Genomic DNA, 14,665 nt, shown 5'->3' with positions numbered 1-14,665 from the left:
CCGGTGACCCGCCCCATAGGACCCACGTCACATACGACCCCGGCTAGTAGGCCCGGACCCCACCCCCTCCGCGGGTTCGCCGGGAGCGGCCGACCCCCAGCTGCGAGGACCGCTAGTAAGCGGGAGCTTTGCCAGGCCGCCGGGGCGTCTGTAGAACTGGATGAGTCGCCGGGCGGCACGGGTACTTCACCCGCCGCCCGCGAACCCCTCTCCTTTGCGTGAGTGGCTCACGCATGTCCTCGACATGCCGTGCGACCGCCCTTGCCCCCTTCGGAAGGTCAATCCGTGCCCAACCCCGTCATCCGCCGCATCGCCGCCTCGAAGAAGACCCTCGCCGGTTCCGTCCTCGCCCTGGGCATCGCCGGCTCCATGCTGGCCGCGGTTCCCGCGCAGGCCGCCCCGACGAGCGCCAAGGCGATCGCCCAGCAGATGATCAAGGACCCGGCCCAGTTCGCCGCCTTCGACAAGATCATCTCGCACGAGAGCGGCTGGGACTACACCGCGACCAACGCCTCCTCCGGCGCGTACGGCCTGGCCCAGGCCCTGCCGGCCTCGAAGATGGCCTCCGCCGGTGCCGACTGGAAGACCAACCCCGCCACCCAGATCAAGTGGGGCCTGGACTACATGAACGACCGCTACGGCAGCCCGGTCGGCGCCTGGAACTTCTGGTCCGCCAACCACTGGTACTGAGCCACCGGCACACGGTAGGCAGCACGCAGCACGCAGTGCACGGCGCGCAGCACCAAGACATACGAAGGCCCCGGCGGCCGGCCTCCCCAGGTCCGGCCACCGGGGCCTTCTGCATCCCATCCCACGGGACTCAGGGGCGCCTCACAGGCGCTGGATGATCGTGCCGGTCGCCAGCGCGCCTCCCGCGCACATGGTGATCAGCGCGAACTCCTTGTCACGGCGCTCCAGTTCGTGGAGCGCCGTGGTGATCAGCCGGGCGCCGGTGGCGCCGACGGGGTGGCCGAGCGCGATGCCCCCGCCATTGACGTTGACCTTCTCCAGGTCCTGGTCGAAGACCTGCGCCCAGGACAGGACGACGGAGGCGAAGGCCTCGTTGATCTCGACGAGGTCGATGTCGCGCAGCGACATCCCGGCCTTGCCGAGCACGGCCCGGGTCGCGTCGATCGGCCCGTCCAGGTGGTAGTGGGGGTCGGCGCCGACGAGCGTCTGGGCGACGATCCGGGCGCGCGGCTTGAGCTTGAGGGCGCGCGCCATCTTGCGCGAGGCCCACATCACGGCGGCGGCTCCGTCGGATATCTGCGAGGAGTTCCCGGCGGTGTGCACGGCGGTGGGCATGACCGGCTTGAGCCGGGCCAGCGCCTCCATGCTCGTGTCGCGCAGGCCCTCGTCCCGGTCGACCAGGCGCCACATGCCCTGTCCGGCGGCCTGCTCCTCCTCGGTCGTCGGCACCTGCACGGCGAACGTCTCGCGCTTGAACCGCTCCTCGGCCCACGCCGCGGCGGCGCGCTCCTGGGAGAGGAGCCCGAGCCGGTCGACGTCCTCGCGGGACAGGCCGCGGTGGCGGGCGATCCGCTCGGCGGCCTCGAACTGGTTGGGGAGGTCGACGTTCCACTCGTCCGGGAAGGGCTTGCCCGGACCGTGCTTGGATCCCGAACCCAGCGGCACGCGGCTCATCGCCTCGACGCCGCAGGCGATGCCGATGTCCATCACCCCGCCGGAGATCATGTTGGCGACCATGTGGTTGGCCTGCTGCGAGCTTCCGCACTGACAGTCCACGGTCGTCGCGGCGGTCTCGTACGGGAGTCCCATGGCGAGCCAGGCGTTGCGGGCGGGGTTCATCGACTGCTCGCCGGCGTGCGTCACGGTGCCGCCGACGATCTGCTCGACGCAGTCGGGCTGGATTCCGGTACGGGCCAGCAGTTCGCGGTAGGTCTCACCGAGCAGGTAGGCGGGATGGAGGTTGGCGAGAGCGCCCCCGCGCTTACCGATGGGGGTGCGTACGGCTTCGACAATGACGGGTTCCGCGGCCATGAGCTCGTCCTCTCCTGCACTGCGTCAGCACGGCGGGCCGTCCCGGCGCCCCGCCCCGAACTAGTACGCGTTCTAGTTCTCCCCGCAGTCTTATGACCCGAGGCCCGGCACGCAAGGGTCTTGCACGCGCCCTGCACGGATTCCACACGCAACAGTTGGCGCCACGACCCTTGTCACTTCTGGAACTCGTTACTACCTTCAAGCCAACTTCTGATGGTCCGTCAGACTTTGGAGTTGCCCGATGTCCTGCCCCGCACTGCCCGAAGGCTTCGACGCCACCGATCCAGACCTGCTCCAAAGCCGCGTCCCCTTCCCGGAGTTCGCGCAGCTGCGGCAGACCGCACCCGTGTGGTGGTGCCCGCAGCGGCGGGGCATCACCGGCTTCGACGACGAGGGCTACTGGGCCGTGACCCGGCACGCGGACGTCAAGTACGTCTCCACGCACCCGGAACTGTTCTCCTCGACGACCAACACCGCGATCATCCGCTTCAACGAGCACATCGCGCGTGATGCGATAGATGCCCAGCGCCTGATCATGTTGAACATGGATCCGCCGGAACACACGCGCGTACGCCAGATCGTGCAGCGGGGCTTCACCCCGCGGGCCATCCGCGGCCTGGAGGAGGCCCTGCGGGACCGCGCCCGGAAGATCGTCGAGGAGGCCGCGGCCACGGCGGCCGACGGCAGCTTCGACTTCGTCACGCAGGTGGCGTGCGAGCTCCCGCTGCAGGCCATCGCCGAACTGATCGGCGTACCGCAGAAGGACCGCACCAAGATCTTCGACTGGTCGAACAAGATGATCGCCTACGACGACCCGGAGTACGCGATCACCGAGGAGGTCGGCTCCAACGCCGCGATGGAGCTCATCGGTTACGCGATGAACCTCTCCGCCCAGCGCAAGGAATGTCCGGCCAAGGACATCGTCACCCAGCTGGTGGCCGCCGAGGGCCAGGGCAACCTCGGCTCCGACGAGTTCGGCTTCTTCGTGCTGCTGCTGGCGGTCGCGGGCAACGAGACCACGCGCAACGCCATCAGCCACGGCATGCACGCCTTCCTCACCCACCCCGAACAGTGGGAGCTCTACAAGGCGACCCGGCCGTCGACGGCCGCGGAGGAGATCGTGCGCTGGGCCACCCCGGTGGTGTCCTTCCAGCGCACCGCGACCCAGGACACCGAACTGGGCGGCCAGAAGATCAAGGCGGGCGACCGGGTGGGGATGTTCTACTCCTCCGCCAATCACGACCCCGAGGTCTTCACGGACCCGGACGTCTTCGACATCACCCGCGACCCCAACCCCCACCTGGGCTTCGGCGGCGGCGGCCCGCACTTCTGCCTGGGCAAGTCCCTGGCGGTCATGGAGATCGACCTGATCTTCAATGCCCTGGCCGACACCCTCCCCGACCTCCGCCTGACCACGCAGCCCCCTCGCCGCCTCCGCGCGGCCTGGCTCAACGGCATCAAGGAACTCCGCGTAACCCACCCCTGACACCCCACCGACCCCGCCGACGCCCCACCCAGCCTCGCCGAGGCCCCACCCAGCCCCGCCGGCGCTTGAGGCGCTCCTTCAGCCTCGCCGGCGTTTGAGGCGCGGGGTCCGGGTCGGCGCCCCGATTCTTTCAGCCTCGCCGGCGTTTGAGGCGCGGGGTCCGGGGCGGCGCCCCGGCAACGGCGCCGCACCCGTCCGAGTGGCGGCCCACCCCGAACGGGGCGATCCTGACAAGCAGCGGCGATCCAGCCGAAGGGGCGCCGGGGCAGGCTATCCACGCCCCGGCGCCCCTTCGGCCCGCGCAGCGCAGCGCGACCGCCCCGCCGCTCACCCCATCCGCAGCACCACACACGTCGTCGTGCCATGGGCATACAGCTTCCCGTCGTGCGTGCCCACGACCCGCGCCTCCGCGGTGGCCGTGCTCCGCCCCACGTGCAGCGCCGTCCCTTCGCAGCGCAGCGTGGGCGTGTCCGCCATCACCGGCCGGATCATGTGCACCCCGAGCTGCACCGTGGTGTAGCTCGTGCCCGCCGGAAGCCGGGTCATCACCGCCGAGCCGAGGGCCGAGTCGAGCAGGGTGGCCAGGAAGCCGCCGTGCACCGTCCCCATCGGGTTGAGCAGGTGGTCGCCCGGTTCCCCCTCGAAAACGGCGACCCCCTCCGAGGCGTCGGTGAGCCGGAAGCCCAGGGTGCTCATCATCGACGCACCCGGCAGTTCGCCCTTCATGCTCGCCTGCAGGATCTCCAGCCCGCTCATGCCGAGGATCTCCGGGGTCATCTCCGGCCGCTGCTGCCAGGTGTGCGTACGACTGCGGAGCGCGGCGCCGGTCTCGGCGGCGCCGGTCTCGGCGGCGCCGGTCTCGGCGGCGCCGGTCTCGGCGGCGCCGGTCTCGGCGGCGCCGGTCTCGGCGGCGCCGGTCTCGGCGGCGCCGGTCTCATACGTGGTCATGGCAACGACCCTAGGCGCGGCCCGGGGCCGGCCGCGAGTGTCGGATCCGGCAGCTTCCGCATGGTTTCCGACACCCCGTTCGAGGCGGGTCAGCGCTACCGTGGAGCGGTGAAAGTCGCCGTTCTGGCCCTCGACGGGGTCTTCGACTCGGGCATATCCGCCGTCCTCGACGTGCTGCACACGGCGCACGCGCTGCGCCGCCAGGTGGCCGGGACCCCACCGCCCGCCTACGACATCCGTACGGTCGGCGTGCGGCGCCGGGTCCGCACCGGGCTCGGCCACCGCATCGACACCGAACCGGCGGGCGTCGCCGAGGACGCGGACCTGCTGGTGGTGCCCGCGCTGATGGAGCGCCGCCCGGACCTCCTGGTCGAGGCCGTGGCATCGGGCGGGTTGCGTCCGGCCCGCCGGATCGTGGCCGAGGCCCGCGAACGCGGCACCCCACTGGCCACCGCCTGCACCGGCACCTTCCTGCTGGCCGAGGCCGGCGTGCTGGACGGGCTGCGGGCGACGACCAGTTGGTGGCTGGCCCCGCTCTTCCGGGACCGCTACCGCCGGGTCGCCGTCGAGGAGACCCGGATGGTCGTCAGCTCCGACGGGGTCACGACGGCGGGCGCCGCCTTCGGCCACCTCGACCTGGCCCTGTCCCTCGTCGGAGCGCGCAGTCCGGCCCTCGCGGATCTGGTCCGGCGCTACCTCGTCGTCGACGACCGGGCGTCCCAGGCGGCGTACGCCATCCCCAGCGCCCTGGCCCGCCACGATCCGCTGGTCGCCGCCTTCGAGGAGTGGGCGCGGACCCGGCTCGCGGAGCCCGCGCCGATCGCGGACGCGGCGCGCGAGCTCGGCGTCAGCGAGCGCACCCTGCAGCGCGCGGTCGCCCGTACGCTCGGCCGCACACCGGTCGGGCTGGTGCAGGACCTACGGGTGGAGCAGGCCGAGCACCTGCTGCGCACCACGGACCTGCCGCTGACGGCGGTCGCCCGGCGAGTCGGGTACGAAAGCCCGGGACCGCTGCGCACCCTGCTGCGCAGACGGCGCGGCCAGGGCTGAAGCGGCGGGGCGGCCGGCCCGCCCCGCCCGCCCCGTCCGTGCCGGTATGGCCTCCGCCGCTACGAACGCGCCCCTGCGACGGGTTCGGCGGCGCCGGTCCCGGCCGGGGCGGCCGTCGTCCGGTCCCCGCCGGCCGTGCGCTGCGCAGGGAGGTCCACCTGGAGCCCCCGCGGCCCGGACAACACGTACACGAGCCCGAAGCCGGCGGTCACGACGACGGCGCCGCCCACCGCGTCCAGCACCCAGTGGTTGGCGGTGGCCACGATCGCGCACACCGTGATCAGCGGGTGCAGCGCGCCGAGCAGCTTCTGCCAGCCCTTGGGCGCCAGCACCACGATCACGATCCCGCACCACAGCGACCAGCCGAAGTGCAGCGAGGGCATCGCCGCGTACTGGTTGGAGATCGCGGTCATGGCCCCGTACGAGGGGTTGGCCAAGTCCTGCGGCCCGTGCACGGTGTCGATGAAGTCGAGTCCGGGCATCAGGCGCGGCGGCGCCAGCGGGTAGAGCCAGAAGCCGACGAGAGCGAGGACGGTGGCCAGGCCCAGGGAGGCGCGGGCCCAGCGGTAGTCGCCGGGACGGCGCCAGTACAGGACCGCCAGGATCGTCAGCGGGACCACGAAGTGGAAGGAGGTGTAGTAGAAGTTGAAGAACGCCTCCAGCCAGGGCGTGCCCACCACGGCGTGGTTCACGGCGTGCTCGATGTCGATGCCGAGCGCCTTCTCGATCCCGTGGATCTGGCTGCCGTTGCCCTCGGCGAGGCTGCGGCTGGTGGGCGCGGCGGCCCGGATGTGCGAGTAGAGCGAGTAGCCCACCCGTATCAGCAGGAGTTCCAGCAGCAGGTTCGGGCGGGACAGCACGCGCCGCCAGAACGGCAGCAGCGGCACCCGCGCCCAGCGGGCCGCCGCCGGCCGCCCGTAGTCGGTGGGTACGGGCTCGCGCCAGTACGGCGAGGAGCGCGGCAGAAACGGTACCGCGCAGGCTGCGGCCACGGCGGTGAGCAGCAGCACGTTGTCGCGTACGGGGGCCAGGGCGGCCAGGTTCGGCAGCAGCACCGTGCTCGGCAGGGTCATGGCGAGGACCACGGCCACCGGCCACACGGGGCGGTCGGCGGCCCGCTTGCCCACCTTGCCCGCGACGGCAAGCAGCACCCACAGCAACTGGTGGCGCCAGCCGGCCGGGGACACGGCGACGGCCACGCAGCCGGTGACGGCGACGGCGAGCAGCAGCTGGCCGTCGCGGGCGTAGCGGACCGCGCGGCGCAGGCCGAACCAGACGATGGCGCCCGCGAGGGCGGCGTAGAGCAGGATCTCGAGCGGTCCGGTCAGGCCGAGACGCAGCAGCGCGCCGTGCACGGACTGGTTGGCGAGGCCGTCGGGGGCGCCGCCGAGGCCGGTACCGGCCAGGTGCTGGACCCAGTACGTCCAGGAGTCGCGCGGCATGGCCGCCCAGGACAGCGCGGTGGCTCCGGCGAAGGTCACGGCGGCGGTGTGCGCGGCGGGGCGGCGTCCGGTCAGCCACAGCAGCGGGGCGAAGAGCAGCAGTGCCGGCTGGAGCGCGGCGGCGAGGCCGACGAGGAAGCCCGCGGGCCGGTCGCCGGGCACGCGGAAGACGGCCAGCAGCACGAGCAGGACGGGCAGGACGGCGGTCCGGCCGGGCGATGCGGCCTCGCGGACGGGAATCGAGACCATCATCAGGGCGGTGAGCGCGGGCGCGGCGAGCAGCGCGGTGCGCCGCGGCACCGGGTCGGGCAGGCCGCGCGCGGCGACGAGCCCGATGGCGGCGACGCACAGCAGCGTCACGCAGGTCCAGGCGACCTCCAGCGACGGGGCGTCGAGGCCGACCAGCGGCTTGAGGACCAACCCGGCGAAGGGCGTGCCGGAGAACTGGCCGGTGTCGTAGACCGATCCGGGCAGGCTGCCGGGAAGGTGGAAGCCGCTCAGCCACTCCCCCGGTGGCACGCGCAGCACGGCGGCGGCCTGTCTGACGGCGAGAGCGCCCGCCAGCGCCCACAGGAGGAGGCGTGCCGCCCCGAGCCTGCTGTTGTCGCCTATGACTCCGGCATGTCCGTTCGCACCGCTGTGCTCTGCCGCGTTAGCCACGCCTCGCCGGCCTCCCGCCCTGTTGACCGCAACCCTGACTTTGCCTGGCTGCCGCGCTCCATTACCCGCAAGACGATATCTCCCGCGGGATACCCCGGACGGCCCTCACGGACATCGGGAAGATCAACCGGTGCGTCGGCGCAGGGCAGATGGGGCTCTGACCTGCGTGCGCCCGGACGGGCACCGTGCCGCCGATCGCCCGCCGGGGAAGCGATCCGGCGGCTGCGGGGTACTCGGGGGGAGCGCAGGGGTGCTCAGGGCTGCTCAGGGCTGCTCAGGGTGCGGACACCGCGCTTCCTGGCGAAGCTGAAAAGTGACACGCATTCCGTGGAGAGGGACGGCTCATGTCCATGTTTGACAAGCTCAAAGACCTGATCAAGGGACACCCTGACCAGGCCCGCCAAGGCGTCGAGAAGGCCGGAGACGCCTTCGACGCCAAGACCGGCGACAAGTACCAGAGCCAGGTCGACACGGCGCAGCAGAAGCTGAACGAACAGATCGGCAACCAGCCGCCCACCTCCGGGGAGGGGCGTCCGCCCCAGCAGTGACCACCTGGGCAGTGACCCCGTGGCCGGGTCCCGGCGGTCCGAGTGACCGCCGGGACTCCTGCGCGCCCGCGGGGACGTAGCGGATGTAGGAGACTGCACGCACGTCGTCGAGGCCGGGCGCACAGCCCGGGTTGCGTTTCATGAGAGGTGCCACGTGCCGAGTGTTGTAAAGATCAACGTGCTGACGGTTCCCACCGAGCAGCGGGAGGTGCTGGAGCAGCGCTTCGCCTCCCGCGCCGGGGCGGTGGAGAGCTCGGACGGCTTCGAGTGGTTCGAGCTGCTGCGCCCGGTGGAGGGCACCGACCAGTACCTGGTCTACACGCGCTGGCGTTCGGAGGAGGATTTCCAGGCGTGGATGGAGGGGCCGATGAAGGCCGCTCACCAGGGCGGCGGCCAGGGCGGTCAGGGCGGTGGCGGCGAGCGGCCGAAGCCGGCGGCGTCCGCCTCGACGGTGTGGTCGTTCGAGGTCGTGCAGCAGGCGGCGCCGAAGAAGGCCTGAGCCGGCCACAGGGCGGGGCCGGCCCGTGGCCGGCTCAGCTCCAGAAGACGTCTTCCTCGTCGATGTCCGCGGTGCACTGGTCGATGTCGGTGATCTTGCCTCCGATGATCGTGAAGAAGAGTCCCTGACGGATCTCGATCCCGCGGTCACCGCGGTCGCCGCGCGCCGTGTGGAAACTCATCACGTGGCCCCGCCCGTCCGCCAGCACCGATTCCAGGTGCACCTGGAAGGTCCCGTTCGTCTCCTCGGAAAGGCGGCGGAAGAGGTCGAGGACGTTCTCCCGCCCCTTGTGGTGCCCGGACAGCGGGTTGCTGCCCGGCACGTGGTGGATGACGTCGGCCGTCAGCAGCGTGCTCATCGTCTCCATGTCGCCCTTGCCGAAGGCCTCGTAGCCGCGGCGGACCAGGGCACAGTCGGGGTGCTCTGACATGGCGTTCCCACCCTCCGGGTACACAGGGGAATGTCCTTTTTCCTATCATCGGCCCGGCCCTGTGGATATTCCACGCGGGAGCTCTCCCGCGAACTCCACAATGACGCCATGACCACTCACAGCGAACACCGCACCCTCACCCCTCCCACCGCTCGACCCACCACCCCTCCCAACGCATCCGTCCCGTCGTGGACCGTGACCCCCGAGGCGTTCACCACCCGGGACGCCACCGCCCTGCGCCGTGCGTACTACGCCGAGGTCGCCGGCCGGTACTGGAAACGCCAGGTCACCGAGGCCGAGATCGACCAGGGCCTGCTGGACTTCCCGGACGACGGGCTGGTCCCGCCGACAGGGCAGTTCGTCGTCGGCAGGCTGGGCAGCGAGCCCCTGGCGTGCGGCGGCGTCCGGCTGCTCGACCCCGTCACCGCCGAGCTCACGAGGGTGTACGTCGACCGGCGCGCCCGCGGCACGGGCGGCGGGGCGGCTCTGCTGGAGGTCCTGGAGGCGGAGGCCCGCGCGCTGGGCGCCGGGCGGGTCCGGCTGGACACCCGGTCGGATCTCGTGGAAGCCCGCGCGTTGTACGCGCGGCACGGGTACGCGGAAATACCGGCCTACAACGACGGCCAGTACGCCGAGCACTGGTTCGAGAAGCCCCTGCCCTGAGCGCCCTGAGCCCACGCGGCGGAGAGCCGGCCGCTACGGAGCGCTAGGGCGCGGCGTGGTCCCGGCGCGGCGCGGCATCGTAGGGCTCCTCTGCGTCGGACCCGCACAGTTCCGTGTTGATCTCCTGCACCAGCTTCACCAGGTCGGTCGGACGGTCCGGGCCCCACCAGTCGCCGAGCAGCTCGGCGAGGGAGGCCTGCCGGGCCTCGGCGAGCCGGGCGGCGGCCACCTGCCCCTGTTCGGTCAGGACCAGCGCCAGCCCTTCCCGGGCGGCGAGCCCGCGCTCCTCGACCTGACGAGCGGCATCCGTGATGACCTTCAACGGCACGTTGGCGCGCTCGGCGAGCATCGAGGGCTCCGTGGAGCCGTACTTCTTGATCCGCAGCAGCATCCAGCTGGCGGCGGGCAGCAGGTCGTAGCCGGCCTTCTCGGTGATCTTCTCGTAGACGTGCCGGCGGCCCTCCCGGGTGCCGAGGACCGACAGCGCACGGGCCACCTCGTCGCGTGAGGAGCGTTGGACCGGGTTGGAGGCCAGGGTCTCCGTCACATCGGGTGCGGTGACCGAGGCGCGGAGCTTGTCCTCCTTCAGGAACCAGGCGATCACGAAAGCGACCAGCACGATCGGCACGGCGTAGAGGAACACGTCGGTGATGGCGGTGGCGTAGGCGTCGAGCACTTGCGGCTGGAGCCCGTCGGGAAGCGCGCTGATGGCCCGCGGATCGGCTTCCAGCTGGGCGATGCTCGCACCGGCCGGCAAGGTGACACCGGCCAGCGCGGTGGCGAGCTTGTCGTCCAGCTGGTTGGTGAAGACCGTGCCGAAGATCGCGACGCCGAAGGAGGCCCCGATGGAACGGAAGAAGGTGGCACCGGAGGTGGCGACTCCGAGGTCGGCATAGCTGACCGCGTTCTGCACCACCAGGACGAGTACCTGCATGACCAGGCCGAGTCCGGCGCCGAAGACGAAGAAGTAGACGCTCATCTCCCAGGTGGAGCTGGTGCGGTGCAACTGGTGCAGGAGGAGCAGACCGATCGCGGTCACGCCCGTGCCCGCGATCGGGAAGACCTTCCAGCGCCCGGTGCGGCTGACGATCTGGCCGGAGGCGGTGGAGGAGATCAGCATGCCGATCACCATCGGCAGCATGTGGACGCCCGACATGGTCGGTGAGACGCCCTGGACGATCTGCAGGAAGGTCGGCAGGTAGACCATCGCACCGAACATCGCGAAGCCGACGATGAAGCTGATCACTGAGCAGAGGGTGAAGGTGCGGATGCGGAACAGACCCAGCGGCAGGACGGGTTCGGTGGCCTTGCGTTCCACCAGGAGGAAGACGGCGAGCAGTACGGCGCCGAGGACGGCGACGCCGACGATCCGGGCCGAGCCCCAGCCCCAGGTTCCACCGAGGGAGGCGACGAGCACGAGGCAGGTGGCGACGCAGGCGATGAGGAAGGTGCCGAGGTAGTCGATGGTGTGCTTCGAGGAGCGCTTCGGGATGTGCAGGACGGCGGCGATGACGACGAGCGCGACGAGACCGATGGGGAGGTTGATGTAGAAGACCCAGCGCCAGGACAGGTTGTCCACGAAGAGTCCGCCGAGCAGCGGGCCCAGCACGCTGGTCGCGCCGAAGACGCCACCGAAGAGGCCCTGGTACTTGCCTCGTTCGCGGGGCGGGACGATGTCGCCGACGATCGCCATCGACAGCACGATCAGACCGCCGCCGCCCAGGCCCTGGAGCGCACGGAAGCCGATGAGCTGGGGCATGTCCTGGGCGAGCCCGCACAGTGCCGACCCGAGGAGGAAGAGGACGATCGCGTACTGGAAGAGCCTCTTGCGCCCGTACTGATCGCCGAGCTTGCCCCACAGCGGGGTGGCTGCGGTGGCGGCGAGCATGTAGGCGGTGACGACCCACGACAGGTGTGCCATGCCACCGAGGTCGCTGACGATGGTCGGCAGGGCGGTGGAGACGATGGTCTGGTCGAGTGCGGCGATCAGCAGGCCCAGCAGCAGCGCCCCGATGGAGACGAGCACCTCGCGGGAAGTGTGCTCGGTGGCGGGGCCGGTCTTCTTCTCCGGGTCGGGAGCGGGATCCGTGCCGTGCGCGGTCACATCCTGAGCCATCGATACCTCCTCAGGCCGGATCAACATCTCCATCCTGAGCGGTGTGTCCGGTTATGGCCTCTCGGACGGTTGGGAGGGCCCCTGCGGGTCTGCATAATCGCAGGCAATAGCCAGGGAGGGAGTCCAGTGAGCCGTCAGCACTGTCCAGAATGCGGCGCCCCCGGCGCCGGCTGCGGGTGTGTGCCCGGGGTGGGTTTCAACCCCCTGCGCATCCGCCCGTACGTGACGTTGCCCGATCCCGGCGAGCCGGACACCCCGGTGTCCCCGCAGCCGGTGTCCGGCGCGGTGGCTCCGGAGCCGCGCCCGGCGCCGATACCGGCGCCGGAGCACGAGCAGGACGACACCCCGGCGTACGGGATACCCGTACCGCCGGTGGACGGACCATGGCCGGCCGTGCCCGCCGTGCCCGCGCACGCGCCGCACCCGGCGGAGACGGTCCGGCTCCGCACGATCCCGCAAGCGGGCCGCACGACCGGAGGGAGCGGAGGGGGTGGGGGCGGGGGCCCGGAGAAGCGAACCGGCCCGGCCGCCCGCAAGCCCCTCGCGCTGCTCCTCGGCGCCGCGGCGGTGGTCGCCCTCAGCGGGACGGCGGCGGCGATGTGGGCGCTGCCGAGCTCCGACGGGAGCGACGCCGCGATGGTGGAGGCGAAGGCGTCGACGCCGTCGGCGAGCGCCGCCCCGGCCGCGCCCTCCGCGAGCCCGTCCCCGAGCAGTACGAGCGCGTCCCCTTCGGCCTCCCCGTCGCCGAGCGCCTCGAAGTCGGCGTCGCCGTCCCCGTCACCCAGCGCATCCCGCTCGTCGGCGCCGCCGTCCCCCAGCCCGACCCCGAGTGCGAGCCGCGCTTCCAGTTCGCCGCCCACGCAGGCAGCGATCCTGCGGTTCGGGGACACGGGTCCGGAGGTGGAGAAGCTCCAGCGGCTGCTGGCCGCGCGGGGCCTGTACCGCGGCAAGATCAACGGGCGGTTCGACTGGCGGGTGGAGGACGCCCTGTCGGAGTTCCAGTACGACAAGGGCATCGACGATCAGGAGTGGGGCTTCTACGGCCCGGTGACGCGCAAGGCTCTGGAGGGATGAGGGTCACATGCCCACGGTTGGCGCAGACCGCCCTTTGTTTTGTATCGTGAGGGAACAAAGTGGTTCCGTCCTCTCTCCCTGACCGGTGGACGGAACCACTTGTTCTCTTTCCCGCCCCGTCTGGAGCCCCGCCCATGCCGGCCAGCACCACCACCGCACCCGTTGCCCTCACCGCCAAGGCCCTGCTCCTGGACATGGACGGCACGATCGTCAACTCCGACGCGGTGGTCGAACGCTGCTGGCGCGACTGGGCGCTGTCCCACGGGCTGGACCCCCAGGAAGCCATGAAGGTGGTCCACGGCCGCCAGGGCTACGCCACCATGGCCGTCCTTCTGCCGGACCGCCCCATGGAGGTCAACCACGCCGAGAACGCGGTGATGCTGGCCCGCGAGACGGCCGACACCGACGGCGTGATCCCGGTCGCGGGCGCCCCCGAGTTCATGGCCTCGATAGACGGCCTGCCGCACGCCCTGGTCACCTCGGCCGACGCCGCCCTGGCCACGGCCCGGATGGCGGCCGCCTCCCTGCCGATGCCCGACGTCAGGGTCACGGCCGAATCCGTCCGGGCCAGCAAGCCCGACCCCGAGGGCTTCCTCATGGGCGCCGCCGCACTGGGGGTGGACCCGGCCGACTGCATCGTCTTCGAGGACTCGGCCGCGGGCATCACAGCGGGCCGGGCGGCGGGCATGCGCGTGATCGGCGTGGGCCCCCGCGCGGCCGCCCACGCCCCGACGGCCCACGTCCCGGACCTGACATCACTCCAGGTCACGACCACCCCGGACGGCTCGATCACCATCACGGTGCAGCCGGCGCAGTAGCGGCTACGGGGTCAAGTCGGGCGGGACCAGCACCCGGGGCGGGAGCTTCGGGTGGGCGGGGTTCACGGGGGCGGTGGTCAGAGTGGCGTATGGGGGTTTCCCGTCAGTCTCATCGTCTCTCCGGTTCGTGCCGGTCCCTCAAGGGCGCTCCTCCTTCGTCGTCGCGTCGCTGCGCGATGGCCTTCGGCCACCCTTGACCGACCGTCCCGCCCCGGAAAGTCGAAGACTGACGGGAAACCCCCATACACATCCCTGACTACCGCCCGAGTGGACCCCGCCCACCGAAGCCCCGCCCAGCATCCCGACCCCGCCCAGCCCGCCCCACCCCCTACTGCCCCACCCGCCCGTCGATGCGTTCCCGCAGGAAGTCCGCGTGGCCGTTGTGGCGGGCGTACTCCTCGATCATGTGGACCAGGACCTCGCGGAGTTCCATCCGCTCGTCGTCGTGTTCGGTCTCACCCGTGACGTCCAGGCTGGGGGCCTCCGCAACGAGCTGTTCCGCGAAGGCGACTTCGGCCCGCCAGGTGGCCCACGCGTCCGCGACCACCGCCGGGTCGGCCACCGCGCCGGTGAACTCCCCCGCGCGGTCCTCCGCCGAGCGGTAGTGCCGACGTACCGCCTGGCCCGCCATGACCTGCCGGAACCAGTACTGCTCGACGCCCGCGAGGTGGCGTACGAGACCCAGTAGGGACAGGTTGGACGGTTCCACCGAGCGTCGCGCCAGGGCCTCCGCGTCGAGGCCCGCACACTTGAGCTCCAGCGTCAGGCGCTGGTCGCGCAGGTAGCCGGCGAGCACGGCGCGCTCGCCCTGGAATCCGCCGTCGGTCCGGGAGTCCTCGTCGGGGTGGACGAACATGTTGGACCAGCCGAACTGCCGGTCCTCGGCGGACACGGGCACAGCCGCAGACACAGGCACAGATACAGATACAG

15 protein-coding genes are annotated in these 14,665 nt (G+C 71.4%); 8 read left to right on the top strand and 7 right to left on the bottom strand.

Features of this window, described 5'->3' with window-relative positions; genetic code table 11:
- Positions 1 to 285: 285 nt before the first annotated feature.
- Positions 286 to 690: a transglycosylase SLT domain-containing protein gene (locus OG373_RS26865; protein WP_405440826.1), complete on the top strand. Its 405-nt coding sequence runs from the start codon at positions 286 to 288 to the stop codon at positions 688 to 690.
- Between the two features lie 141 nt (positions 691 to 831).
- Here the strand turns inward: OG373_RS26865 and OG373_RS26860 are convergent, their stop codons facing one another.
- The gene (locus OG373_RS26860; RefSeq protein WP_030390693.1) at positions 832 to 2,001 is read right to left on the bottom strand and encodes a steroid 3-ketoacyl-CoA thiolase; all 1,170 of its coding nucleotides are present in this window, start codon (positions 1,999 to 2,001) and stop codon (positions 832 to 834) included.
- Positions 2,002 to 2,242: 241 nt separating this feature from the next.
- Between OG373_RS26860 and OG373_RS26855 the strand changes: the two genes are divergently transcribed.
- Positions 2,243 to 3,487: a cytochrome P450 gene (locus OG373_RS26855; RefSeq protein WP_405440825.1), complete on the top strand. Its 1,245-nt coding sequence runs from the start codon at positions 2,243 to 2,245 to the stop codon at positions 3,485 to 3,487.
- Positions 3,488 to 3,814: 327 nt separating this feature from the next.
- Here OG373_RS26855 and OG373_RS26850 read toward each other — a convergent pair whose 3' ends face one another.
- Positions 3,815 to 4,435 (bottom strand): PaaI family thioesterase, encoded by a 621-nt coding sequence (locus OG373_RS26850; protein ID WP_405440824.1) that lies wholly within the window; start codon positions 4,433 to 4,435, stop codon positions 3,815 to 3,817.
- Between the two features lie 108 nt (positions 4,436 to 4,543).
- Between OG373_RS26850 and OG373_RS26845 the strand changes: the two genes are divergently transcribed.
- The gene (locus OG373_RS26845; RefSeq protein ID WP_405440823.1) at positions 4,544 to 5,485 is read left to right on the top strand and encodes a GlxA family transcriptional regulator; all 942 of its coding nucleotides are present in this window, start codon (positions 4,544 to 4,546) and stop codon (positions 5,483 to 5,485) included.
- A gap of 59 nt (positions 5,486 to 5,544) precedes the next feature.
- On the opposite strand, the gene OG373_RS26840 is transcribed toward OG373_RS26845, so the two are convergent.
- Positions 5,545 to 7,587, bottom strand: coding sequence for a bifunctional glycosyltransferase 87/phosphatase PAP2 family protein (locus tag OG373_RS26840; protein ID WP_405440822.1), 2,043 nt, complete (start codon positions 7,585 to 7,587; stop codon positions 5,545 to 5,547).
- A gap of 344 nt (positions 7,588 to 7,931) precedes the next feature.
- Between OG373_RS26840 and OG373_RS26835 the strand changes: the two genes are divergently transcribed.
- Complete coding sequence (locus tag OG373_RS26835) at positions 7,932 to 8,135, top strand: antitoxin (RefSeq protein WP_405440821.1); 204 nt, start codon at positions 7,932 to 7,934, stop codon at positions 8,133 to 8,135.
- Positions 8,136 to 8,289: 154 nt separating this feature from the next.
- Entirely contained in the window at positions 8,290 to 8,634 is a 345-nt protein-coding gene (locus OG373_RS26830) for an antibiotic biosynthesis monooxygenase family protein (RefSeq protein WP_405440820.1), read from the top strand.
- A 34-nt stretch (positions 8,635 to 8,668) separates the two neighbouring features.
- On the opposite strand, the gene OG373_RS26825 is transcribed toward OG373_RS26830, so the two are convergent.
- Positions 8,669 to 9,064 (bottom strand): nuclear transport factor 2 family protein, encoded by a 396-nt coding sequence (locus OG373_RS26825; protein ID WP_397728578.1) that lies wholly within the window; start codon positions 9,062 to 9,064, stop codon positions 8,669 to 8,671.
- Positions 9,065 to 9,172: 108 nt separating this feature from the next.
- Here OG373_RS26825 and OG373_RS26820 point away from each other — a divergent pair, with 108 nt between their 5' ends.
- Positions 9,173 to 9,727, top strand: coding sequence for a GNAT family N-acetyltransferase (locus OG373_RS26820; RefSeq protein ID WP_405440819.1), 555 nt, complete (start codon positions 9,173 to 9,175; stop codon positions 9,725 to 9,727).
- Between the two features lie 43 nt (positions 9,728 to 9,770).
- Here the strand turns inward: OG373_RS26820 and OG373_RS26815 are convergent, their stop codons facing one another.
- On the bottom strand, positions 9,771 to 11,843 hold the full coding sequence (locus tag OG373_RS26815) for a DHA2 family efflux MFS transporter permease subunit (protein ID WP_405440818.1): 2,073 nt from the start codon (positions 11,841 to 11,843) through the stop codon (positions 9,771 to 9,773).
- Between the two features lie 134 nt (positions 11,844 to 11,977).
- Entirely contained in the window at positions 11,978 to 12,703 is a 726-nt protein-coding gene (locus OG373_RS26810) for a hypothetical protein (protein WP_405440817.1), read from the bottom strand.
- A gap of 40 nt (positions 12,704 to 12,743) precedes the next feature.
- On the opposite strand from OG373_RS26810, the gene OG373_RS26805 reads away from it, so the two are divergent.
- Positions 12,744 to 12,917 carry a peptidoglycan-binding protein gene (locus tag OG373_RS26805; RefSeq protein WP_384823959.1) on the top strand — a complete coding sequence of 58 codons (174 nt, stop codon included), beginning with the start codon at positions 12,744 to 12,746 and terminating at the stop codon, positions 12,915 to 12,917.
- Positions 12,918 to 13,051: 134 nt separating this feature from the next.
- Positions 13,052 to 13,735: an HAD-IA family hydrolase gene (locus tag OG373_RS26800; RefSeq protein ID WP_405440815.1), complete on the top strand. Its 684-nt coding sequence runs from the start codon at positions 13,052 to 13,054 to the stop codon at positions 13,733 to 13,735.
- A gap of 328 nt (positions 13,736 to 14,063) precedes the next feature.
- Here the strand turns inward: OG373_RS26800 and OG373_RS26795 are convergent, their stop codons facing one another.
- Positions 14,064 to 14,591 (bottom strand): DinB family protein, encoded by a 528-nt coding sequence (locus tag OG373_RS26795; protein WP_405444213.1) that lies wholly within the window; start codon positions 14,589 to 14,591, stop codon positions 14,064 to 14,066.
- Positions 14,592 to 14,665 lie beyond the last annotated feature (74 nt).

The sequence above is a fragment of the Streptomyces avidinii genome (assembly GCF_045161815.1).
Taxonomy (GTDB): Bacteria; Actinomycetota; Actinomycetes; order Streptomycetales; family Streptomycetaceae; genus Streptomyces; species Streptomyces avidinii.
Note: the sequence above shows the minus strand (reverse complement) of the source record. Positions and strands in the feature narration are given on the sequence as shown.